Here is a 19,967-nt window from a genome sequence, read left to right as displayed (position 1 = left end):
TTATAGTCGGTGACAAATCAAGAACAGGTGTTGGCCCTTTCGCGGGCACGCCCGCTCCCACAGGTACTCCACAGATCCGGAAGTTTGTGCAGTTCCTGTGGGAGCGGGCGTGCCCGCGAAGAGGCCCTGACAGGCATAAGGCAGAGGACAGACCCATGAAGTTCGAAGGCACCCGCGACTACGTCGCCACAGACGACCTGAAACTGGCAGTAAACGCGGCCATCACCCTCGAACGCCCCTTGCTGGTAAAGGGCGAACCCGGCACCGGCAAGACCATGCTTGCCGAGCAGCTGGCGGCCTCGTTCGGTGCGCGCCTGATTACCTGGCACATCAAGTCCACCACCAAGGCCCACCAGGGCCTCTACGAGTACGACGCGGTCAGCCGCCTGCGGGACTCGCAACTGGGCGTGGACAAGGTCCACGATGTGCGCAACTACCTGAAAAAGGGCAAGCTGTGGGAGGCCTTCGAGGCCGAGGAACGGGTCATCCTGCTGATCGACGAAATCGACAAGGCCGACATCGAGTTCCCCAACGACCTGCTGCAAGAGCTCGACAAGATGGAGTTCTACGTCTACGAAATCGACGAGACCATCAAGGCCAGACAGCGCCCGATCATCATCATCACCTCCAACAACGAAAAGGAGCTGCCGGACGCCTTCCTGCGCCGCTGCTTCTTCCACTACATCGCCTTCCCCGACCGCACCACCCTGCAACAGATCGTCGACGTGCACTACCCGAACATCAGCCAGTCGCTGGTCAGCGAGGCGCTGGACGTGTTCTTCGACGTGCGCAAGGTACCAGGCCTGAAGAAAAAGCCCTCCACCTCCGAACTGGTCGACTGGCTCAAGTTGCTGATGGCCGACAACATCGGTGAAGCGGTGCTGCGCGAACGCGACCCGACCAAGGCCATTCCGCCGCTGGCCGGTGCGCTGGTGAAGAACGAGCAGGACGTGCAGTTGCTCGAGCGCCTGGCCTTCATGAGCCGGCGCGGCAACCGCTGACAGGAGCCGGGCCATGCTGCTCAACCTGTTCAATGAAATGCGCGCGGCCAAGGTGCCGGTGTCGGTACGCGAACTGCTCGACCTGCACCAGGCCCTGCAAAAGCGCGTGGTGTTCGCCGACATGGACGAGTTCTACTACCTCGCCCGCGCCATCCTGGTGAAGGACGAGCGCCACTTCGACAAGTTCGACCGCGCTTTTGCCGCCTACTTCAAGGGCCTGGAGAACCTCGACCGGCATATCGAGGCGCTGATCCCCGAAGACTGGCTGCGCAAGGAATTCGAACGTTCGCTGACCGACGAGGAGCGCGCTCAGATCCAGTCGCTGGGTGGCCTGGACAAGCTGATCGAGGAGTTCAAGAAGCGCCTCGAAGAGCAGAAGGAGCGTCACGCCGGCGGCAACAAGTGGATCGGCACCGGCGGCACCAGCCCGTTCGGTTCGGGCGGCTTCAACCCCGAGGGCATCCGTGTGGGCGAGGCCGGCAAGCGCCAGGGCAAGGCGGTGAAGGTGTGGGACCAGCGCGAATACAAGAACCTGGACGACCAGGTGGAGCTGGGTACGCGCAACATCAAGCTGGCCTTGCGCCGGCTGCGCAAGTTCGCCCGTGAAGGCGCCGCCGAAGAGCTGGACATCGACGGCACCATCGACCACACCGCACGGGATGCCGGGCTGCTGAACATCCAGATGCGCCCCGAGCGGCGCAACACGGTGAAGCTGCTGTTGTTGTTCGACATCGGTGGCTCGATGGACGCCCACGTCAAGGTCTGCGAAGAACTGTTCTCGGCGTGCAAGACCGAGTTCAAGCACCTGGAGTATTACTACTTCCACAACTTCGTGTACGAATCGGTGTGGAAAAACAACCTGCGCCGCACCTCGGAGCGCTATTCCACCTTCGACCTGCTGCACAAGTACGGCGATGACTACAAGGTGGTGTTCGTCGGCGACGCGGCCATGGCGCCCTACGAAATTACCCAGCCAGGTGGCAGCGTGGAGCACTGGAACGAAGAAGCCGGGTACGTGTGGATGCAGCGTTTCATGGAGAAGTTCAGGAAGATCATCTGGATCAACCCGTATCCGAAGCAGGCCTGGGACTACACCGCATCGACCCATCTGGTGCGTGACTTGATCGAGGACAAGATGTACCCGCTGACCTTGCAGGGGTTGGAGGAAGGGATGCGTTACCTGTCCAAGTGATGCGGGCTGTAAAGGCCTCTTCGCGGGCGCGCCCGCTCCCACAGGGTTTTGCACAAGCCCGAGGCCTGCGCCGAACCTGTGGGAGCGGGCATGCCCGCGAAAGGTCCAGCAGCCTTATCGCCAACGGTCCAGGTAAACCTGCTGCTCCCGCCACGCCTCATCCTGCACCACCGCCCGGAACCGCACCACCGCCCCCGGCATGCACTGCGCCAGTTGCGCCAGCGCCAGCGGCGTCAACGCCCCCAGCCGCGGATAGCCGCCAATGGTCTGCCGGTCGTTGAGCAACACGATCGGCTGCCCATCAGGCGGCACCTGCACCGCCCCCAGCGGAATCCCCTCGGAAATCATCGGCGCGCCCTGGTAGGCCAACTGCGGCCCAAGCAGGCGGATGCCCATACGGTCGGCCCGACTGTCCAGCGTCCACTCGCGGTTGAACGCCTCGAACAGGCTGGTACCACTGAAATCACCGATCTGTGCCCCCATCACCAGGTCAAGCACAGGCTTTTGTGCGTACTGTGGCCGCAGCGCTTCCGGTACCTCACGCAGGGTCGCCGGCGTGCCTGAAAATGCCAGCGCCTGGCCTTTGCCGAGCGCAGAGCCCTGGCCATCGATACCGCCCAGTTCTTCCCGCACAACCGTGGCACAACTGCCCAGCACATCCTCGCCCAGAAACCCGCCAGGTGCTGCCAGATACGCCCGCACGCCCTGCCTCGGCTGTTTCAGGCTCAACCGCTGCCCCTTGGCCAATGCAAAGCTGCGCCAGGGCGCCAACGGCTGATCATCGACCCGTGCATCCAGGTCGGCACCGGCCAGGGCCAGCACACAATCCTGCTCGGCAACTACACAGAAACCACCCAGCGCTACCTCGACCACCGGCGCCGCCAGCGGGTTGCCCAGCAGCCAGTTGGCCCAGTGCATCGCCACCCAGTCCAGCGCCCCGCCCTGGGTCACCCCCAGGTGGCGTACGCCGAAGCGCCCGGCATCCTGCAACTGGCACAGCGGCGTACTGGCCTCGATCTTCAATTGCTTCATCCTTGCGCCTCCACATCACCGCCCAACGCCACGAACTCGCTGCGTGAAACCGGCACGAAGCGCACCCGGTCACCGGGTTGCAACAAGCTGTAGCCCTCGCGCTCGCGGTCGAACAGGCGCACCGGGGTGCGCCCGATCAGGTTCCAGCCACCCGGCGACACCGCCGGATAGGCCGCCGTCTGGCGCTCGGCAATGCCGACACTGCCGGCCGCCACGCGCTTGCGCGGGGTGCTCAGGCGCGGGCTGGCCAGGCGTTCGTCCACCAGGCCCATGAAGCCGAAACCAGGGGCGAAACCCAGGGCGAATACCGGGTACTCACGCTCGCTGTGCAAGCGGATCACCTCTGCTTCACTCAAGCCGCTGCGGGCCGCCAGCACCGGCAGTTCCGGGCCGACGCTGGCGTCGTACCACACCGGGATCTCATGGCGGCGCCCAGCGCTGCCCGTATCTGGCTGCATGCCTTCCAGCGCACGAAGGATCAGCGCCCTCGCCTGCCCCGGTGGCAGGTCGAACTGCACCATCAGCGTGGTGTAGGACGGCACCAGGTCCAGCAAATGCTCGCCGAACGCCGCGTGCAAGCGCTGGCTGGCGGCGAGCAGCCACGGCATGTTGGCCTCGTCGATACGCTCGAACAGGCGCACCATCAGGCTGTCGATGGCCACCACTTCAATGCGCGGTTTCATCGCGACTCCAAGGCATCGAGGGCCTGGCGAATCTGCCGCACCGCCGCCACCGAACTGTCGTTGTCGCCGTGCACGCAGAGGGTGCGGGCCGCAAGCATCAATGCACTGCCATCGTCCGCCACCAATGTTTCGCCACGGGCCAGGCGCACGGCCTGTTCGACCACCAGCGCCGGGTCGTGGTGCACCGCGCCGGGCAGGCGCCGCGACACCAGGTGGCCACTGGCGGTGTAGGCGCGGTCAGCGAACGCTTCGAACCACAGCGGCACGCCAATTTCATCGCCCAGGGCCTGGGCGGCGCGGTTGTCGGCGGTGGCCATCAGCATCAGCGGCAGCTCGCCGCCATACGCCGCCACAGCTTCCAGTACGGTACGCAGCTTGAGCGGGTCGGCCATCATGTCGTTGTACAGCGCACCATGGGGCTTCACATAGGCCACGCGGCCGCCCGACACTTTGCAGATGCCATCCAGCGCACCGATCTGATAGTGCAGCAGGTCGCGGATTTCCTCCGGGCTGCAGGCCATGGAACGGCGGCCGAAGCCGACCAGGTCCGGGTAGGCCGGGTGCGCGCCGATGGTTACCCCGTGCTCCAGCGCCAGGGCCACGGTGCGGCGCATGGTGCCGGGGTCGCCAGCGTGGTAGCCGCAGGCGATGTTGGCGCAATCGATATAGGGCATGACCTCGGCGTCCAGGCCCATGCGCCAGCTGCCGAAACTCTCGCCCATGTCGCAATTGAGTAGCAGGCGTTCCACCGCGCGGCCTCCGTTTTCGTTGTTCATAAGCCTACCTTACCGCGCCTGCAGTTGTTTGCCGCGGGTTTCCGGCAAGCTCAGCGCCGCAACGATCACCACGCCGTAGGACACAGCCGAAAACACGCCGATACCCAGGCCCAGCGGTATTTTCTGGCCAAGCACGCCGATCAGCAGCGGGAACAGCGCGGCGATGACCTTGCCGATGTTGTAGCAGAAGCCCTGCCCGGAACCACGGATGCGGGTGGGAAACAGTTCGGTCAGGAACGCGCCCATGCCGCTGAAGATGCCCGAGGCGAAGAAGCCCAGCGGGAAGCCCAGCCACAGCATCACGCCATCGCTGACGGGCATCTGCGTGTACAGCAGCACGATGACGAACGAGCCCACGGCGAACAGGATGAAGTTCTTCTTGCGCCCCAGCAGGTCGGACAGGTACGCACTGACCACATAGCCGACGTAGGAACCGACGATCACCATGGCCAGGTAGCCGCCGGTGCCCAGCACGCTCAGGCCGCGCTCGTTCTTGAGAAAGGTCGGCAGCCACGAGGTGATGGCGTAGTAGCCGCCCAATGCGCCGGTGGTCAGCAGCGACGCTCGCACGGTGGTCCAGAGCATGCCGGGGGCAAAAATCTCGTAGAACTGCGCAGGAGCCTCGGCCCTTTCCACCGCCTTGGCCTCGCGGTACACCTCAGGGTCCTTGACCAGGCGGCGGACGAAGATCACGAAGATCGCCGGCACCAGGCCCAACAGGAACAGCGCACGCCAGGCCTGCTCTGCCGGCAGCCAGGAAAACAGCAGCGCGTACAGGATGGCGGTGAGGCCCCAGCCAAGCGCCCAGCCGGACTGCACCATGCCCACCGCCTTGCCACGGTCCTGGGCGCGGATCACCTCGCCGATCAGCACCGCGCCGGCAGTCCACTCTCCGCCAAAGCCGAAGCCCATCAGGGTGCGAGCGATCAGCAGTTGCTCGTAGTTCTGGGCGAAGCCGCAGAGGAAGGTGAAGAAGGCAAACCACAGCACCGTCAGTTGCAGGGTGCGCACGCGGCCGATGCGGTCGGAGAGAATGCCGGCCACCCAGCCTCCCACGGCCGAGGCGATCAACGTGCTGGTATGGATCAGCCCGGCTTCGGTGGTGGTGATGCCCCACAGCATGATCAGCGTGGGGATGACGAAGCTGAGCATCTGTGTGTCCATGCCGTCCAGGCCATAGCCGATCTTGCAGCTCCAGAAGGTGCGGCGTTGCTGTGAGTCTATGTCGCGGTACCAGGCAAAGGGCCCGGACGAAGAGGGGGAATTGACCTGCTGCTGTACGCCGGTGGGGTTCATGCTTGCCTCGGCTTGTTGGTATTGTTTTATGGGCGACAAAGTGTCGCGGCCTGTGCGTCATTGTTCAGAGGCCGCGCCACCTGCGTCCAACGATAAAAACCGCCGGTCTGGAACAAGAAAAACTGATCATGAACCTTCGCTTCCTCGAAACCTTCGTCTGGGTTGCCCGGCTCAAGAGCTTCCGCCTGACCGCAGAAAAGTTGTTCACCACCCAGGCCTCGGTGTCCAGCCGCATCGCTGCGCTGGAGGCCGACCTGGGTGTGAAGCTGCTGCTGCGCGATTCACGCGGTGTCAGCCTGACCCCGGAGGGCGGCAAGGTCCTGGAATATGCCGAGCGCATGCTGGAAACCGCCAAGGCCATGAAGCAGTCGCTGGACAGCGACCGGGCCAAGGTCGGGCGCATCCGTATCGGGGTGATGGACACGGTGATCCACACCTGGATGAGCGCGCTGGTGGCGGAGCTGACCGAGCGTTACCCGCAGGTGGAGATCGAGCTGGTGGCCGACACGGCGCTGAACCTTCGCGAGCAACTGCAAAAGGGCTTTCTCGACGTGATCCTGCAGACCGACCTGCTGCGCGAGCAGTCGATCCGCAGCCTGGACCTGGCGCGCTACCCGATGGGTTGGGTGGTGGCCGCCGGCTCGCACCAGCACCGCGACTACGCGTCACTGGCCGAGCTTGGGCGGGAACGCATCATCACCTTCTCGAAAAACTCGCGGCCGCATCAGGAAGTACTGAGTCTGCTGCAGAGCGCGGGGGCCGAAACGCCGCGGCTGAATTGTGTGAATTCGGTGGCGGCGATTACCCGGCTGTTGCGCGACGGGTTTGGCATTGGCGCATTACCGCCGGCACTGGTGGATGCCGAGTTGAGCCGGGGTGAGCTGGTATTGCTGCAGGGGCTGCAACCACCGCCAAGCCTGGAGCTGGTGGTGGCCTGGCAGACCGGGGTGGTGCTGGTGGATGAAGTGGTCGGGGTTTGCCGGCAGGTGCTGGAGAGGTATGCGCGGGATGTGGGTGGGCAGCGGATAGTATTGGTCTGACTGATTGGCTTTGTCTGTGCGGGCCCTTTCGCGGGCTTGCCCGCTCCCACAAGAACTGCACAGCTCTCAAGGCCTGTGATGATCCTGTGGGAGCGGGCAAGCCCGCGAAAGGGCCGGCACAGACACAGTAAAAATCAGCGCCAGCTCTCTTTCACCGCCCTGCGCCGCCCACCCAGGATCACCCAGCCAATCGCCAGCAACAGGCTCTCGACCACAAAGGCCAGCACAAACCCTGCACCGACGCCCCAGCCAACCGCCTCGGGCACCAGCAGAATCTGGTAGCTGTAGCCATTTAGGGTTTCGTCGCGCAACTGCGGGTCGGCCTGCACCAGCACGTGCCAGGTACGCAGTGCCCATGGCCCCTGCAGCGCCTGCCATTCGTTTTCCAGCAGTTCGTTGCGGATCATCAGGCTTTCGATGCTGTTGGCGTCACTGAGGAATACCGGGTCGTCGCTACTGCGGTAATGCCGCAGCAGCGCCTGCAGGTCACCATTGAAGAAGCGTTCGGCGGTCTGCCGGAAACCGTCGAGCGCCTCGCGCGATTCGAACAGGTGCGCCTCGACCCGCTGGCTGTAGTCCTTCACCAGCCCCGGAACCTGGATACCGGCCAGCAGGCCGAAGGTGAACAGCAGCAACCGCAGGTAACTTCTGAACATGCCGCGTCCTTAGCTCTGGCCGTGCGCCACGCACTCGCCGTGCCGCCACAGGGCCCACTGACCCGGTGCGTAGCGCTGCCAGGTCTCGTTTTCGGTCAAGGCCTCGGTGGCGATCACCGTGACCACGTCGTTGGGGGTGGTTTCGGTGTGAAAATCGACGATCAGGTCGACATCCTTCAACCGTGCCGCACCAAAGGGCGCACGGCGGGTAATGTGCACCAGCTTGGTCGAACAGAAGCAGAACAGCCAGTCACCGTCGCTGAGCATGCAGTTGAACACGCCCTGGCCGCGGTAGCCGGCACAGGCTTCGACCAGCACCGGCAGCAGCTGTTCCACCGGCACGGGCTCGGGGAAGGCACTGCGGATCCGGTTGAGCAGGTCGCAGAAGGCCGCCTCGCTGTCGGTGTCGCCCACCGGCCGGTAGAAACTGGCCTGGCCCTTGAAGTCACCCAGCTGGCCATTGTGCGCGAAGCACCAGTTGCGGCCCCACATCTCCCGCACGAACGGGTGGGTGTTGGACAGGCACACCTTGCCGACGTTTGCCTGGCGTATGTGGCCGATGACCACTTCGCTCTTGATCGGGTAACGCTGCACCAGGTTGGCCACTTCCGACTCGCTGCTGGCGGCCGGGTCCTGGAACAGGCGCAGGCCACGGCCTTCGTAGAAGCCGATGCCCCAGCCGTCACGGTGCGGGCCGGTACGGCCGCCGCGCTGCATCAGGCCGGTGAAGCTGAAGACGATGTCGGTGGGAACGTTGGCACTCATGCCCAGCAGTTCGCACATAGGCGTGTCTCCACTTACAGACGGGGCTCGACCCGGCCGCCGCCATGCAGGGCGGCAGGGCGTGGGTCGTCAAGGTAGCGGTCCCGGCGCTCGGCGGCCAACGGCGCTTGGGCAGCGAGTGCGTCATCTTCGGCGACCTGGCGCTGGGCCGCGGCCTCGGCCTGGGCGCGGCGCTCGCGGGCGCGCTTTTCCAGCGGCCAGCGTAGCGCCACGAAGAGGAAATAGAGGCTGAAGGCGAACATGCCGTACATGGCAAAGTCCGACACCGCGCGCCAGGCGTTGTTGCCGACCTTGAAGGCGACATCCAGGGCTGTGATGGCGATCGCCGGGGCGAAGCTGTCCTTGACCGGGTCGACGATGGTCGGGGTCAGCAGCAGCACCGCCAGCACCACCCGCAGCGGTTCGCGCAGCCAGCGCCACATCCAGCCGGTGAGTTTGAAGCCCACCAGCAGGCAGCCCAGGGCGGCAACCGCGTATAGGCCCCAGGCCAGGGTGTAGTCGTTCTCGGTCATGGTGTTCGTGCAAGCCAGGCAAAGAGATGCCTATGATAAACACTTTTCCGGGCGCAGACAGTGTTTGCCTGTGCCGGCCTCTTCGCGGGCTTGCCCGCTCCCACAGGGACCGCACAGCTTTCAAGAACTGTGGTGAACCTGTGGGAGCGGGCAAGCCCGCGAAGAGGCCGGCACAGGCAACCCCAATCAAGAGATCCTCAATGCCAACCAAGCCCCAACCCCCGATTGCCCACGCCGACAACACCGCCGACCCGTACGCCTGGCTGCAACAGCGCGACTCCCCCGAGGTGCTTGCCTACCTGCAGGCCGAGAACGCCTATCAGGAAGCCTGTCTGACCGACCAGGCGCCACTGCGCGAGCAACTGTTCGAAGAGATCAAGGGCCGCATCCTGGAAACCGACCTGTCGCTGCCGGCGCCGTGGGGCCCCTACCTGTACTACACCCGTACCACCGCAGGCGACGAATACCCGCACCACTACCGCTGCCCACGCCCGGCCGACGACTCCAACACGGTCGATGAAAGCCAGGAGCAACTGCTGCTCGACCCCAACGCCCTGGCCAACGGTGGCTTCCTGTCCCTCGGCGCGTTCAACGTCAGCCCCGACCACCGCCTGCTGGCCTACAGCCTGGACACCAGCGGCGACGAAATCTACACCCTGTACGTCAAGGACCTGGCCAGTGGCAGCGTCACCACCCTGCCCTTCGACGACTGCGACGGCAGCCTGACCTGGGCCAACGACAGCCAGACACTGTTCTTCGCCGAACTGGACGACACCCACCGGCCGTGGCGCCTGCGTCGCCACACCCTGGGCAACGAAGGCGCGCAGATTGTGTTCGAGGAGCCCGACGGGCGCTTCTTCCTGCACTGCTACCGCACCAGTTCCGAACGCCAGCTGGTGCTGTTGCTCAACAGCAAGACCACCAGCGAGGCCTGGGTGCTGGACGCGGAAACCCCGCAGGCACCGTTCACTTGCCTGGCGCCACGCGTCGAAGGCCACGAATACTTCCCCGACCACGGCCAGCTTGACGGCCAGTGGCGCTGGTTCATCCGCACCAACCAGGACGGCATCAACTTCGCCCTGTATCACGCTCCGGTCGCACCGGTGCCCAGCCGTGAGCAGTGGCAGGTGCTGGTGCCGCACCGCGACGCGATCATGCTCGAGGGCCTCAGCCTGAATGCCACTGCGCTGACCCTCAGCCTGCGCGAAGGCGGCCTGCCGATCATCGAAGTACGTCCCCAAGGCCTGGCGGCCTACCGTGTCGAACTGCCCGATGCGGCCTACAGCCTGTACGTGCAGGACAGCCTGGAGTTCGCCAGCCCGCGCCTGCGCCTGCGCTACGAGGCCCTCAACCGCCCCGCCCAGGTGCGCCAGCTGGAACTGGCTACTGGCGCCCAGGCGGTGCTCAAGCAAACCCCGGTACTCGGGCCGTTCGATGCCGATGACTATGTCAGCGAGCGCCTGTGGGCCACCGCAGCGGACGGCACCCGGGTGCCGATCAGCCTGGTGCGCCGCCGCCAGGATCTGGGCCAGACCATGCCGCTGTACCTGTATGGCTACGGCGCCTATGGCGAAAGCCTCGACCCGTGGTTTTCGCATGCGCGCCTGAGCCTGCTGGAGCGCGGCGTGGCCTTTGCCATCGCGCATGTGCGTGGTGGTGGCGAACTGGGCGAAGCCTGGTACCGTGCCGGCAAGCAGGAGCACAAGCACAACACATTCAGCGACTTCATCGCTTGTGCCGAGCACCTGATCGCCGAAGGTGTGACGGCTGCCGACCGCCTGGCCATCAGTGGCGGCAGCGCTGGTGGCCTGCTGATGGGTGCAGTGCTCAACCTGCGCCCCGAGCTGTTCCGCTGCGCGATTGCCGAAGTGCCGTTCGTCGACGTGCTCAATACCATGCTCGACCCTGAGCTGCCGCTGACCGTGACCGAGTACGACGAATGGGGCAACCCTGAAGAGCCGGAGGTGTATGAGCGGATCAAGGCCTACGCACCGTACGAGAACGTGAAGGAACAGGCCTACCCGGCGATGCTGGTGGTGGCGGGCTACAACGACAGCCGCGTGCAGTACTGGGAAGCGGCCAAGTGGGTGGCGCGGCTGCGCACGCGCAAGACCGACGACAATCTGCTGCTGCTCAAGACCGAAATGGGCGCTGGCCATGGCGGTATGAGTGGGCGGTACCAGGGCTTGAAGGATGTGGCGCTGGAGTATGCGTTCGTGTTTGGTGAGCTGGGTGTGGCGTAAAACCCAGGGTTGAGTACCCGCGCCGATCCCTGTGGGAGCGGGCATGCCCGCGAAGAACTCAACGCGGTGGTTGGCACCGGCTTCGCCGGTGTTCGCGGCGGTTCGACGCCTCGACACGCCCGCACCCACAGAATCCGGTGCAGGCTGATTTTATTTAATCATCATCCACCGCCGGCTTCGGCGGCTCCGGCCGCAACCCCGGCAACGGCTGATCTTTCGGCGGCCCGGGTACCGGCATCGGCGGTAACAATGGCGCCCCCGGCTTGTTGTCGTAGGCCTTGGGCGGCGTACTGGGGGTAATCTGCGGATATGGCGTAGGCGTAGGCGTACCTGGTGCACCGGGCACCGGCGTGGTCAGCCGGGGTGGCGTACTGGCAGCTTCGGCCATGGCCAGGCCGGCCAACATCAGCAGAGCGAGGATCGCGCGAAACATCAGCAACCTCCTGTCGGGAACCTTCCTACAGGCTACGCCTAAATCCAGGCTTCCGCCTGTCCGCCTGCCCCGCAAGCGCGCTAGACTCAGTGGCATAACCGTCATTTGCCTGATCAGTACAAAGGAAACACCATGAGCTCCACCTCTTCCGCCGCTGCCACCGCGCGACTGGACCGCATCCTGGCCGATGCCAAGCGCGACAAGGAAATGGGCTACCGCGACAAGGCCCTGAGAATGTACCCGCACGTCTGCGGCCGCTGCGCCCGCGAGTTCTCCGGCAAGCGCCTGAGCGAGCTGACCGTGCACCACCGCGACCACAACCACGACAACAACCCGCAAGACGGCTCCAACTGGGAGTTGCTGTGCCTGTACTGCCACGACAACGAGCACTCGCGCTACACCGACCAGCAGTACTTCAGCGAAGGCTCCACCAGCACCCCGAGCATCGCCAAGGCCACCCATAACCCGTTCGCCGGGCTGGCGGGCATGCTGAAGAAAGACTGACCATCGATTCGCCCCCCGCTGCTACCGGGCAGCCCGTATAATCGCGCTTTTTTCGCGAAGGGCCCCGGTACGTGGCAAACAAACGATACAGCTGCATCGGCCTGTTCAACCCCAAGTCGGCAGAGAACGTCGGCTCGGTGATGCGCGCCGCGGGTTGCTACGGCGTCAATTCGGTGTTCTACACCGGCAAACGCTATGAGCGTGCCCGTGACTTCGTCACCGACACCAAGCGCGTGCACTACGACATCCCGCTGATCGGCATCGATGACCTGCAGCGCATCATCCCGCTGGGCTGCACGCCGGTGGCTGTAGAACTGGTTGAAGGTGCGCGGCCATTGCCGGAGTACACCCACCCGGACCGGGCTATCTATATCTTCGGGCCGGAAGACGGCAGCCTCAGTGCCGATGTACGGGCGTGGTGCGAAGAGACCATCTACATTCCGACCGACGGCTGCATGAACCTGGCGGCGACGGTGAACGTGGTGCTGTATGACCGCATGGCCAAGGGCCTGAACACCCGTTCGGGGCCCCGGTTCAAATAGCCGACTGAACGATGACGGTGGCCGACAGGTCACCTGCATACACTTCAGACGGAGACCTTGCCATGCTTGATATCCATTCGGCAGCGACATCGCAGGACAACAATGTTCATGGCCTTGAGCGCGCCAGTTCGCTGGCTGGTGGCGCTTTGATGGTAAGCAAGGGGTTGCGTCACGGCGGCCTGGTCGGCTTGTTGCAGATTGCCGTGGGCGGCCTGGCCCTGGCTCGGGGCTTCAGCGGGCACTGTGCAACCAAGGCCTGGTGGCAGCGGCATCGGCAGGAATATCACCGCTTGCGTTCGGACATCGAGCGCAGCGCGGCGGAGCTGGAGGCATTAAAGGCCAGTGCCGACGCGGCGACGCAGGGAGTGACGGTGACCGGGAAAGATCCGTTGGCTGGCAGTTGATCCTGCACTGCCTGTGTTGGCCCTTTCGCGGGCGCGCCCGCTCCCACATGTACCGAATTGCCGCTGAGCCTGCGCGGTCCTGTGGGAGCGGGCGTGCCCGCGAAGGGGCCGGCACAGGCACTGAAGAGCCCTAGCGCAACGCCTTGCTCTGCAACACCTCGGAGCGCCGCCCCAGCACATTCTCGCTGATCTGCACGAAGTCTTCGGTGCTCACGCCTGGCAAGCGCATCAGCCCCCGGGCCACATCGTCCAGCGAGCGCTTGGCCTGGGTGTGGATGCGGATTTCCTTGTCCAGCGCCTGCAGCAACATCACCCCACGCGCTACCTGCGCCGGGGTGGCATGCTCGCCTTTGAGCCGGGTGACTTTGGCACCCTGCTTGCTCAGGCGCGCCTGCCAGGCCTGGTAACGGTCGTCACTTACCCCGCCCGAGCGGCGCAGCAACTCGCTGGCGTAATATTCGGTCAGGCTTTCCACCAGCCAGTCACTGCCATCACGCCCATGGATCTGCGCAAACAGTTGCACCACTTCACGCAGCAACGGGCTGCTGCCATTCTCGCTGATCATCGGCCGGGCGCTGTGCAGGTACAACGACCCCTGCGCAGCCATCGCCCCGCGCCACATGCCGTCACGGGCACCGACCAGCAGCAGCTTCGGCGGGTTGCGCGGGAACACCGCCTGCAATTGCGGCCAGACAAAGGTCAGCAGGGTCAGGTTGTCCATGCGCCGCATCCCCTGCCCCACCGGTGCGGCCACGGTAACCTCGGTTTCGCCCAGGCGGGCGCGGCGGCTGCCCAGGTCGCCGGCAAGCATCCAGCCGGTGGGGCGGTCGAACAGGCGCGAAACGTTGTCGATGCGGAACTTGTCCTTGCCGATGCGTGGCCAGGAGGTCTCGATGCTCTTCCAGCCCTCGGGCAGGTCGAACGCCAGCCGCGCCACCAGCTCGGTGCCATCCTGCTGGTCGAGGCGCGCAGGCGGCACCAGCTGGTCACCGAGGAACAGCGCCCAATGCGGGGTGATGCGCGACGAATAGGCGCCGCTGGCGCGTTTCTGGTCCAGTTGCACGCGGTAGCTGAGGCTGGTCTTGCCGGCCGCCGGTTGCCACACACCACGCTGGCCCTGCATTTGCCATTGGCCATCAGCCTGGAAGCCGCTGTAGGCCCCGGCCTTGCCCAGGTCGAAGTCCAGGCTGCGCACGGCACTGCCTTCGGCCAAGGTGAGGCGGACCTCCGCCTGGCCACTGGCCGGTAACAGGCGCACCTGGTAGTCGAGCTCGACCTTTTTCGCCCAGGCCGGCGAGCTGGCCATCAGGCCCAACAGCAACAACAGCTGGCAACGCATACAGAAACTCCTTGTTTCCCCGTGGCAGCGGGCCGCGCCGATCAGCTGGCGCGGAAGATCAGGTGGTCTTCCCAGTCATCTTCGTGCACATCGTGTTCACTGAGCATGCGCCCAGACTGGGAAATGCGCTGTTCATGGACCTGCTGGCGGTCGCCGCAGACCAGGTGGTGCCAGGCTGGCAGATCCTTGCCTTCGCTGACCAGGCGGTAGCCGCAGGTGCTCGGCAGCCACTTGAACTGGTCGGCCTTGCCCGGGGTGAGCTGGATGCAGTCGGGGACCTGGGCGAAGCGGTTGGGGTAATCGCTGCACTGGCAGGTATCCAGATCCAGCAATTTGCAGGCGACGCGTGTGTAATAGACGCTGTTATCGTCCTCGTCCTCAAGCTTTTGCAGGCAGCAAAGGCCGCAGCCGTCACACAGCGACTCCCACTCTTGCGGGCTGAGTTGCTCGAGGGTCTTGCGCCGCCAGAACGGCGCGTTTTCAGCGATCATGACACGGGTTTCCTGCATTCATCTTGGGGCCACGGCGCGCGGCGGCGCCAGTCTAGAGCCTGGCCTTCGGCAAAGCCAGACCGCTTGTCAGTCGCGACGCGACGCAGTAGCGTGCGCGTTTCCCGTCCTTTTGCAGGAGCCGCCATGAGCGCCAACCCCCGCATTGCCGATTACGCCATCAACGAGCAGTTCATCAACCGCTGGTCGCCACGCGCCTTCACCGCCGAGCCGATCAGCGAAGAAACCTTGCTGAGCTTCCTCGAAGCGGCTCGCTGGGCGCCGTCGGCGAACAACTCGCAACCTTGGCGCTTCCTCTATGCCCGCCGTGACACGCCGAACTGGGAGCGTTACCTGAACCTGCTGGTGCCGGCCAACCGCAGCTGGGCGCAACAGGCTTCGGCGCTGGTGCTGGTGATTTCCAAGACCACCTACGCCGCACCGGGCACCACGGAAGAAAAACCGGCGCTGTGGCACACCTTCGACACCGGCTCCGCCTGGGGGCACCTGGCCCTGCAAGCCAGCATCAGCGGCTGGCATACCCATGGCATGGCCGGTTTCGACCAGGCGCTGGCGCGTCAGGAGTTGAAGGTGCCTGAAGGCTACGTGCTGCATGCCATGGTGGCAATTGGCAAGCTGGGCGACAAGGCCAGCCTGAACGAAGCCCTGCAGGCGCGTGAAGTGCCCAGCCCGCGCAAGCCACTGAGCGAGCTGGCTGCCGAGGGTGATTTCAGCCTGTAAGCCTTGCATTGGCTGTACCGGCCCTTTCGCGGGCTCGCCCGCTCCCACAGGTACAACACACCCTTCAAGGGTGGCGCAATACCTGTGGGAGCGGGCAAGCCCGCGAAAAGGCCGGTATAGGCACTACAAAATCAATAGCCCCGGGCGAAGTCCACTTCGCCACGCAACCCCTGCCCCGCCACATACGCCCGCACATTCTCGACAAACAACCGTACCATCGCCGCCGGCGAGGTGGGCGCCGAGCTGTGCCCGGTCAGCAGCAAGCCCCACGCCGTCCAGAACGGATGCTGCCTGGGCAGTGGCTCCTGTCGGCAGACATCGATCACCGCCCCCGCCAGGTGCCCGTCCTTCAGCGCTTCGACCAGGTCAGCGTCGACCACCGCCACCCCACGCCCGGCATTGATGAACAGCGCCGTGGGCTGGAAGCACTTGAACAGTGCCGCGTCATACAGGTCGTGGGTGGCCGGGGTATCCGGCAGCAGGTTGAGCACGTAGTCGGCCTGGCCAACCATGCGCGGCAGGTCGGCCAGCGCCGCCACCTCGACGAATGGTGCCTGCTTGCGGGCGCTGCTGGCAACGCCATATAGCACCACGCCAAACGCCTGCAGGAACTCGGCCACCCGCTGGCCAATGTCGCCGGTGCCGACGATCAGCACCTTGCGCCCTTCCAGGGTACGCCCCGGGCGGTCGTCCCAACGCCGCTCGACCTGGCTGACCAGGCGCGACAGTACCTCGCGCTCATGGCCAAGCATGTAGGTGAGCATGTACTCGGCCATCACCTGGCCAAAGATGCCCACGGCGCGAGTCAGCCGATAGTCACGCGGCAGGCCTTCGGCCAGCAGCGGGGTGATACCGGCCCAGGTAGACTGCACCCAGCCGGGTTTGTGGCCCTGACGCAGCAGGCTGGCCAGCAGGTCCGGCTGGCCCAGCCACACCGGGCACTGCGGCGCCTGGCGGGCCAGTTCGGCGGAGTCGCCGCTGGTCAGGACTTCCAGTTCAGGCGCGGCTGCGCGCAAAATTTCGGCATATCGAGCATGATCATGCTCAGCAATCAGTACTCGCATGATCAGGCAGGGTCGTTACGGCGCAGCAACTCTTCGGGCAGGTGCTCGATGTAGTCGTCTTCCGGCGGCGGCATCTGCAGGTGGTAACCCTGGGTGTCGAGGTTTTCCAGCACCTTGGCGATGTCCTCGCGGGCCAGCTTGCGCTCGGGGGTAAGCACCAGGTCGAAGGCGTGCCTCGGGATGCCAAAGAACGGCAGCAGGCCTTCGGGCACACGGTCCAGGCCGTCGGCCTTGAGCACGTACAGGTACATTTCGTTCTTGCGGGGGCTCTTGTAGATAGAGCAAATGCGTTTCATCGGGTCTCTCCGGCGCCTGCCAGGCTGTCCAGCAGGGCCTGGCCCATGCGCTCACGGCGCCAGCCGCGCAGCGAATCGGGCAGTTGGTAGGGGCCATTGGGGTAGCCGCTCTTGAGCAGCGCTTCCAGGGCTTTCTTGCGCAGCATCAGCTCGGGGGCAATGCCCAGGCGCTCACCTTCGGCCTGGCCGATGGCACGCAGCTGCTTGAGGATGCCGGCGGCTTCGATCGGCAAAGGCTCGGGCAGGGCCTGTGGCCATTGTTCGGCTGGCAGGCTGGCGGCACGCTTGATCAGCTGAATGAGGAACTCACCGTCCTGACGAATGGTGCGCGGATGCATCTCGTCGATCTTGGCCAGCGCCGACAGGTTGTTCGGCTGGCTCTTGGCCATGGGCCACAGCGAATGCTCCTTGAGGATGCGGTTGCGCGGCACGTCGCGGTTGCGCGCTTCACGCTCGCGCCACGCGCACAGCTCACGCAGCACTGCCAGTTGCTGGGGGGTCAACTTCCAGGCCAGCTTGACGTCGCGGTACAGGCTTTCGGGCTCGACTTCGCGGCGCAATGCGGCCACCAGCTCGGCGCCGTCCTCCAGCACCCAGGCGTACTTGTCGTCACTCAGGCGCGGGCGCAGCACGGTGAACAGCTCGGCCAGGTGCACGGCATCCTCGGCGGCATAGCTGACCTGGGTTTCCGAGAGCGGCCGCTGCAGCCAGTCGGAGCGGGTTTCGCCCTTGGGCAGGTCGATACCCAGCACGTCCTGCACCAGGCGCGAATAGCCCATGGAGAAGCCCAGGTTCAGGTAACCGGCGGCCAGCTGGGTGTCGAACAGCGGCTGTGGCAGTTTGCCGGTCAGGCGCAGCAGCACTTCAAGGTCTTCGCTGCAGGCGTGCAGCACCTTGACCACACCGCTGTCTTCCAGCAGTTCGGCCAAAGGTTGCCAGTTGCCGATCAGCAACGGGTCGATCAGGAAGGCACGCTGGCCGTCGCCGATCTGGATCAGCCCGGCTTTCGGGTAGAAGGTGTCGACCCGCATGAATTCGGTATCGACGGCGACAAAGGGCAGCTTGTGCCAGTCGCGGCAGTGTTCGGCCAGGCTCTGGTCGTCACGGATCCAGTGTATTTCGATGGCCACGAGGCTCTCCCACTAACATTGGCGCGCAGTATATACGGCGCGGGCACTGCTGGTGAAACCCGGGCCATCCCTGGAATGGATAAACGGTGCAGCCCGACTCAGCGCTTGGCCGCCAGCCACGGCCGGCAGCTGGCGAACATGTCCAGCGACTGCTGGTAGACCTCGGTGTGCACTTGCAACAGGCCGAGCATCGAGTGGAACAGGTTGTCCTGCGACAGCGGTGCATCGCTGAGCTTGGCCAGGCAGTCGGTGTCGACACCGAAGTCCTCCTTGTAGCTGTCCGAGAACCATGTCAGCAGCGGCACGTGCTTTTGCTGCTCGGGGGCGATGGCGTAGGGTGTGCCGTGCAGGAACAGGTTGTACTCGCCCAGCGACTCGCCGTGGTCGGACAGGTAGATCATTGCCGTGTCGACCTTGTCCTGCTTGCTGCGCAGGGTATCGATAAGCGAGGCCAGCACCTCGTCCGTATAAGCCAGGGTGTTGTCGTAGCCGTTGATGATTTCCTGCTCGCTGCACTGGTCCAGCGCGTTGCTCTGGCACACCGGGGCAAAGCGCTGGTCGGCGCCGGGGTAGCGCTTGAAGTACTCAGGCCCGTGGCTGCCCATCTGGTGCAGCACCAGCACGGTGTCTTTGTCGAGGTTGTCGATCAGCTCACCCAGGCCCTGCAGCAGGATCTGGTCATGGCATTCACCATCAGCGCACAACTGCGGGTCCTTGAGGTTGCTGACATCAATGAACTGCACCCGGTCGCAAGTACCCTTGCAGCCCGACTGGTTGTCACGCCACTGCACCGCCAGGCCGGCACGCTGGAGAATGTCCAGCAACCCTTCGCGGTTCTTCGCCACGCGGGCATCGTAGTCCTTGCGCCTCATGCCAGAGAACATGCACGGCACCGAGACGGCGGTTTCCGTGCCACAGGAGTGCACATCGGAAAACGCCAGCAGGCCCTGTTCCCTGGCAAGGTTCGGTGTGGTATTGCGGTCGTAGCCGAGCACGCCGAAGTGGTCTGCCCGCGCACTTTCACCCACCACCAGCACGGTCAGCGACTTGCGCTGGTGTTTTTGCCAGGCGGCATCACGCTTGGCATCTTCGCCATAATGCTGGAAGGGGTGCGATGCGGTACCGACGCGCTCGCTGACATAACCGATGGAAGCCCCCACGATATTGCTGGGGGTGAGCATCAGGCGCAGTTCGTGGTGGTTGCGAAACAGCGACGACAGGCCCTGGTAGTTGACTAATGCCACCGAGCCCAGTGCCGCTACGCAGGCGCCGCCAACCACCAGCTTGCCGAGCAGTTCACGGTGCCAGGCACGATAGGCGATGGGCGCCTTCCACAATAGTACCGAAGGCACTACACCGAGGCCCAGGATATACAAGGCAAACTTCAACGACAGCAAGTCACGCACTTCCGCCACGTTGGTTTCCGCAATATTGCGGAACATACCCGCGTCAATAAGTACACCGTACTGGTTCATGAAGTAAGCCACACCCGCGCCACTCATGAACAACACGATAAGTACTGGCTTCAATACATAACGGAAGGCGAACAACGTAAGGATCAGGTTGAACGCGAACAACATCAGCACGGCAAACGCCAGGCTTAGCCAAAGCCCAGGCAAACCGGGCGGCACGACCTGGTCAAGATGCTGCCAGAGGAAGACATTGAAGCCGATCAGCAGGTAAAGGCTGGCCAGCAGCGTGACCCATTCAGTCCGCAGGGATTTGAAGTTGAGCATCGGTGTTCGCAATCTAGAGTGATTATCAGCCCAAGGGCCTGCGCGGCACCGGGGAAACTGGGCTGAACTCTAGAAA

Annotated in this window: 22 protein-coding genes; 8 read left to right on the top strand and 14 right to left on the bottom strand. The window is 64.5% G+C overall.

All coding sequences use genetic code 11. The features are described from left to right. Positions 1–155: 155 nt before the first annotated feature. Together CAF70_RS11400 and CAF70_RS11395 are read left to right on the top strand one after the other, a co-directional pair. Positions 156–1,001 (top strand): MoxR family ATPase, encoded by an 846-nt coding sequence (locus CAF70_RS11400; protein WP_013973748.1) that lies wholly within the window; start codon positions 156–158, stop codon positions 999–1,001. A 13-nt stretch (positions 1,002–1,014) separates the two neighbouring features. Continuing rightward, on the top strand, positions 1,015–2,193 hold the full coding sequence (locus tag CAF70_RS11395) for a VWA domain-containing protein (protein WP_013973749.1): 1,179 nt from the start codon (positions 1,015–1,017) through the stop codon (positions 2,191–2,193). Between the two features lie 114 nt (positions 2,194–2,307). Here CAF70_RS11395 and CAF70_RS11390 read toward each other — a convergent pair whose 3' ends face one another. From CAF70_RS11390 to CAF70_RS11375, 4 genes are read right to left on the bottom strand one after another with little or no spacing between them, the layout of a single operon-like run. Then, on the bottom strand, positions 2,308–3,225 hold the full coding sequence (locus CAF70_RS11390; RefSeq protein ID WP_085622948.1) for a biotin-dependent carboxyltransferase family protein: 918 nt from the start codon (positions 3,223–3,225) through the stop codon (positions 2,308–2,310). Beyond that, a complete protein-coding gene (gene pxpB, locus CAF70_RS11385; protein WP_085622946.1) occupies positions 3,222–3,908 on the bottom strand; it encodes a 5-oxoprolinase subunit PxpB in 687 nt (228 codons plus the stop codon). Before pxpB ends, CAF70_RS11390 begins: the two co-directional genes overlap by 4 nt. Then, positions 3,905–4,684 (bottom strand): 5-oxoprolinase subunit PxpA, encoded by a 780-nt coding sequence (locus CAF70_RS11380; RefSeq protein ID WP_085622944.1) that lies wholly within the window; start codon positions 4,682–4,684, stop codon positions 3,905–3,907. The genes pxpB and CAF70_RS11380 overlap by 4 nt, the downstream gene beginning before the upstream one ends. A gap of 9 nt (positions 4,685–4,693) precedes the next feature. After that, positions 4,694–5,980: an MFS transporter gene (locus CAF70_RS11375; protein ID WP_085622942.1), complete on the bottom strand. Its 1,287-nt coding sequence runs from the start codon at positions 5,978–5,980 to the stop codon at positions 4,694–4,696. Between the two features lie 128 nt (positions 5,981–6,108). Between CAF70_RS11375 and CAF70_RS11370 the strand changes: the two genes are divergently transcribed. Next, a complete protein-coding gene (locus CAF70_RS11370; RefSeq protein ID WP_085622940.1) occupies positions 6,109–7,020 on the top strand; it encodes a LysR family transcriptional regulator in 912 nt (303 codons plus the stop codon). A gap of 134 nt (positions 7,021–7,154) precedes the next feature. On the opposite strand, the gene CAF70_RS11365 is transcribed toward CAF70_RS11370, so the two are convergent. From CAF70_RS11365 to CAF70_RS11355, 3 genes are read right to left on the bottom strand one after another with little or no spacing between them, the layout of a single operon-like run. Further along, positions 7,155–7,676: a DUF2937 family protein gene (locus CAF70_RS11365; RefSeq protein ID WP_085622937.1), complete on the bottom strand. Its 522-nt coding sequence runs from the start codon at positions 7,674–7,676 to the stop codon at positions 7,155–7,157. Positions 7,677–7,685: 9 nt separating this feature from the next. Then, positions 7,686–8,459, bottom strand: coding sequence for a class II glutamine amidotransferase (locus CAF70_RS11360; RefSeq protein ID WP_085622935.1), 774 nt, complete (start codon positions 8,457–8,459; stop codon positions 7,686–7,688). Between the two features lie 14 nt (positions 8,460–8,473). Next, positions 8,474–8,971, bottom strand: a complete 498-nt coding sequence (locus tag CAF70_RS11355) for an MFS transporter (RefSeq protein WP_085622933.1) — start codon at positions 8,969–8,971, stop codon at positions 8,474–8,476. Between the two features lie 200 nt (positions 8,972–9,171). Between CAF70_RS11355 and CAF70_RS11345 the strand changes: the two genes are divergently transcribed. Then, positions 9,172–11,214 carry a S9 family peptidase gene (locus CAF70_RS11345; protein WP_085622931.1) on the top strand — a complete coding sequence of 681 codons (2,043 nt, stop codon included), beginning with the start codon at positions 9,172–9,174 and terminating at the stop codon, positions 11,212–11,214. A 154-nt stretch (positions 11,215–11,368) separates the two neighbouring features. Here the strand turns inward: CAF70_RS11345 and CAF70_RS11340 are convergent, their stop codons facing one another. Next, complete coding sequence (locus CAF70_RS11340) at positions 11,369–11,647, bottom strand: hypothetical protein (protein WP_085622929.1); 279 nt, start codon at positions 11,645–11,647, stop codon at positions 11,369–11,371. A gap of 132 nt (positions 11,648–11,779) precedes the next feature. On the opposite strand from CAF70_RS11340, the gene CAF70_RS11335 reads away from it, so the two are divergent. The 3 genes from CAF70_RS11335 (at position 11,780) to CAF70_RS11325 (ending at position 13,097) form a co-directional block, all read left to right on the top strand. Beyond that, entirely contained in the window at positions 11,780–12,151 is a 372-nt protein-coding gene (locus tag CAF70_RS11335) for a YajD family HNH nuclease (RefSeq protein WP_016711940.1), read from the top strand. A 71-nt stretch (positions 12,152–12,222) separates the two neighbouring features. Beyond that, positions 12,223–12,693: an RNA methyltransferase gene (locus CAF70_RS11330; RefSeq protein ID WP_085622927.1), complete on the top strand. Its 471-nt coding sequence runs from the start codon at positions 12,223–12,225 to the stop codon at positions 12,691–12,693. A gap of 62 nt (positions 12,694–12,755) precedes the next feature. Beyond that, a complete protein-coding gene (locus CAF70_RS11325; RefSeq protein ID WP_085622925.1) occupies positions 12,756–13,097 on the top strand; it encodes a DUF2892 domain-containing protein in 342 nt (113 codons plus the stop codon). A 130-nt stretch (positions 13,098–13,227) separates the two neighbouring features. Here the strand turns inward: CAF70_RS11325 and CAF70_RS11320 are convergent, their stop codons facing one another. Together CAF70_RS11320 and CAF70_RS11315 are read right to left on the bottom strand one after the other, a co-directional pair. Further along, a complete protein-coding gene (locus CAF70_RS11320; RefSeq protein ID WP_085622923.1) occupies positions 13,228–14,436 on the bottom strand; it encodes a hypothetical protein in 1,209 nt (402 codons plus the stop codon). Positions 14,437–14,477: 41 nt separating this feature from the next. Beyond that, positions 14,478–14,927: a YcgN family cysteine cluster protein gene (locus CAF70_RS11315; RefSeq protein WP_085622921.1), complete on the bottom strand. Its 450-nt coding sequence runs from the start codon at positions 14,925–14,927 to the stop codon at positions 14,478–14,480. A 144-nt stretch (positions 14,928–15,071) separates the two neighbouring features. Between CAF70_RS11315 and CAF70_RS11310 the strand changes: the two genes are divergently transcribed. Continuing rightward, complete coding sequence (locus tag CAF70_RS11310; RefSeq protein WP_085622919.1) at positions 15,072–15,665, top strand: nitroreductase family protein; 594 nt, start codon at positions 15,072–15,074, stop codon at positions 15,663–15,665. 131 nt (positions 15,666–15,796) lie between these two features. Here CAF70_RS11310 and CAF70_RS11305 read toward each other — a convergent pair whose 3' ends face one another. From CAF70_RS11305 to CAF70_RS11290, 4 genes are all read right to left on the bottom strand, one after another. Then, positions 15,797–16,729 carry a D-2-hydroxyacid dehydrogenase gene (locus tag CAF70_RS11305; protein WP_085622917.1) on the bottom strand — a complete coding sequence of 311 codons (933 nt, stop codon included), beginning with the start codon at positions 16,727–16,729 and terminating at the stop codon, positions 15,797–15,799. A 2-nt stretch (positions 16,730–16,731) separates the two neighbouring features. Further along, positions 16,732–17,025, bottom strand: a complete 294-nt coding sequence (locus CAF70_RS11300) for a YcgL domain-containing protein (protein ID WP_085622915.1) — start codon at positions 17,023–17,025, stop codon at positions 16,732–16,734. Further along, on the bottom strand, positions 17,022–18,155 hold the full coding sequence (gene rnd / locus CAF70_RS11295) for a ribonuclease D (RefSeq protein WP_085622913.1): 1,134 nt from the start codon (positions 18,153–18,155) through the stop codon (positions 17,022–17,024). The genes CAF70_RS11300 and rnd overlap by 4 nt, the downstream gene beginning before the upstream one ends. A gap of 98 nt (positions 18,156–18,253) precedes the next feature. Continuing rightward, a complete protein-coding gene (locus CAF70_RS11290) occupies positions 18,254–19,891 on the bottom strand; it encodes a phosphoethanolamine transferase (RefSeq protein WP_085622911.1) in 1,638 nt (545 codons plus the stop codon). Positions 19,892–19,967: the final 76 nt, after the last annotated feature.

The organism is Pseudomonas sp. B19(2017), assembly GCF_002113165.1.
GTDB lineage: Bacteria > Pseudomonadota > Gammaproteobacteria > Pseudomonadales > Pseudomonadaceae > Aquipseudomonas.
Note: the sequence above shows the minus strand (reverse complement) of the source record. Positions and strands in the feature narration are given on the sequence as shown.

What these genes read in the sequence shown, in the direction of transcription:
- CAF70_RS11400 (WP_013973748.1), top strand. Translation starts at nt 156, where the DNA reads ATGAAGTTCGAAGGCACCCGCGACTACGTCGCCACAGACGACCTGAAA.
- CAF70_RS11395 (WP_013973749.1), top strand. Translation starts at nt 1,015, where the DNA reads ATGCTGCTCAACCTGTTCAATGAAATGCGCGCGGCCAAGGTGCCGGTG.
- CAF70_RS11390 (WP_085622948.1), bottom strand. Translation starts at nt 3,225, where the DNA reads ATGAAGCAATTGAAGATCGAGGCCAGTACGCCGCTGTGCCAGTTGCAG.
- pxpB (WP_085622946.1), bottom strand. Translation starts at nt 3,908, where the DNA reads ATGAAACCGCGCATTGAAGTGGTGGCCATCGACAGCCTGATGGTGCGC.
- CAF70_RS11380 (WP_085622944.1), bottom strand. Translation starts at nt 4,684, where the DNA reads ATGAACAACGAAAACGGAGGCCGCGCGGTGGAACGCCTGCTACTCAAT.
- CAF70_RS11375 (WP_085622942.1), bottom strand. Translation starts at nt 5,980, where the DNA reads ATGAACCCCACCGGCGTACAGCAGCAGGTCAATTCCCCCTCTTCGTCC.
- CAF70_RS11370 (WP_085622940.1), top strand. Translation starts at nt 6,109, where the DNA reads ATGAACCTTCGCTTCCTCGAAACCTTCGTCTGGGTTGCCCGGCTCAAG.
- CAF70_RS11365 (WP_085622937.1), bottom strand. Translation starts at nt 7,676, where the DNA reads ATGTTCAGAAGTTACCTGCGGTTGCTGCTGTTCACCTTCGGCCTGCTG.
- CAF70_RS11360 (WP_085622935.1), bottom strand. Translation starts at nt 8,459, where the DNA reads ATGTGCGAACTGCTGGGCATGAGTGCCAACGTTCCCACCGACATCGTC.
- CAF70_RS11355 (WP_085622933.1), bottom strand. Translation starts at nt 8,971, where the DNA reads ATGACCGAGAACGACTACACCCTGGCCTGGGGCCTATACGCGGTTGCC.
- CAF70_RS11345 (WP_085622931.1), top strand. Translation starts at nt 9,172, where the DNA reads ATGCCAACCAAGCCCCAACCCCCGATTGCCCACGCCGACAACACCGCC.
- CAF70_RS11340 (WP_085622929.1), bottom strand. Translation starts at nt 11,647, where the DNA reads ATGTTTCGCGCGATCCTCGCTCTGCTGATGTTGGCCGGCCTGGCCATG.
- CAF70_RS11335 (WP_016711940.1), top strand. Translation starts at nt 11,780, where the DNA reads ATGAGCTCCACCTCTTCCGCCGCTGCCACCGCGCGACTGGACCGCATC.
- CAF70_RS11325 (WP_085622925.1), top strand. Translation starts at nt 12,756, where the DNA reads ATGCTTGATATCCATTCGGCAGCGACATCGCAGGACAACAATGTTCAT.
- CAF70_RS11320 (WP_085622923.1), bottom strand. Translation starts at nt 14,436, where the DNA reads ATGCGTTGCCAGCTGTTGTTGCTGTTGGGCCTGATGGCCAGCTCGCCG.
- CAF70_RS11315 (WP_085622921.1), bottom strand. Translation starts at nt 14,927, where the DNA reads ATGATCGCTGAAAACGCGCCGTTCTGGCGGCGCAAGACCCTCGAGCAA.
- CAF70_RS11310 (WP_085622919.1), top strand. Translation starts at nt 15,072, where the DNA reads ATGAGCGCCAACCCCCGCATTGCCGATTACGCCATCAACGAGCAGTTC.
- CAF70_RS11305 (WP_085622917.1), bottom strand. Translation starts at nt 16,729, where the DNA reads ATGCGAGTACTGATTGCTGAGCATGATCATGCTCGATATGCCGAAATT.
- CAF70_RS11300 (WP_085622915.1), bottom strand. Translation starts at nt 17,025, where the DNA reads ATGAAACGCATTTGCTCTATCTACAAGAGCCCCCGCAAGAACGAAATG.
- CAF70_RS11290 (WP_085622911.1), bottom strand. Translation starts at nt 19,891, where the DNA reads ATGCTCAACTTCAAATCCCTGCGGACTGAATGGGTCACGCTGCTGGCC.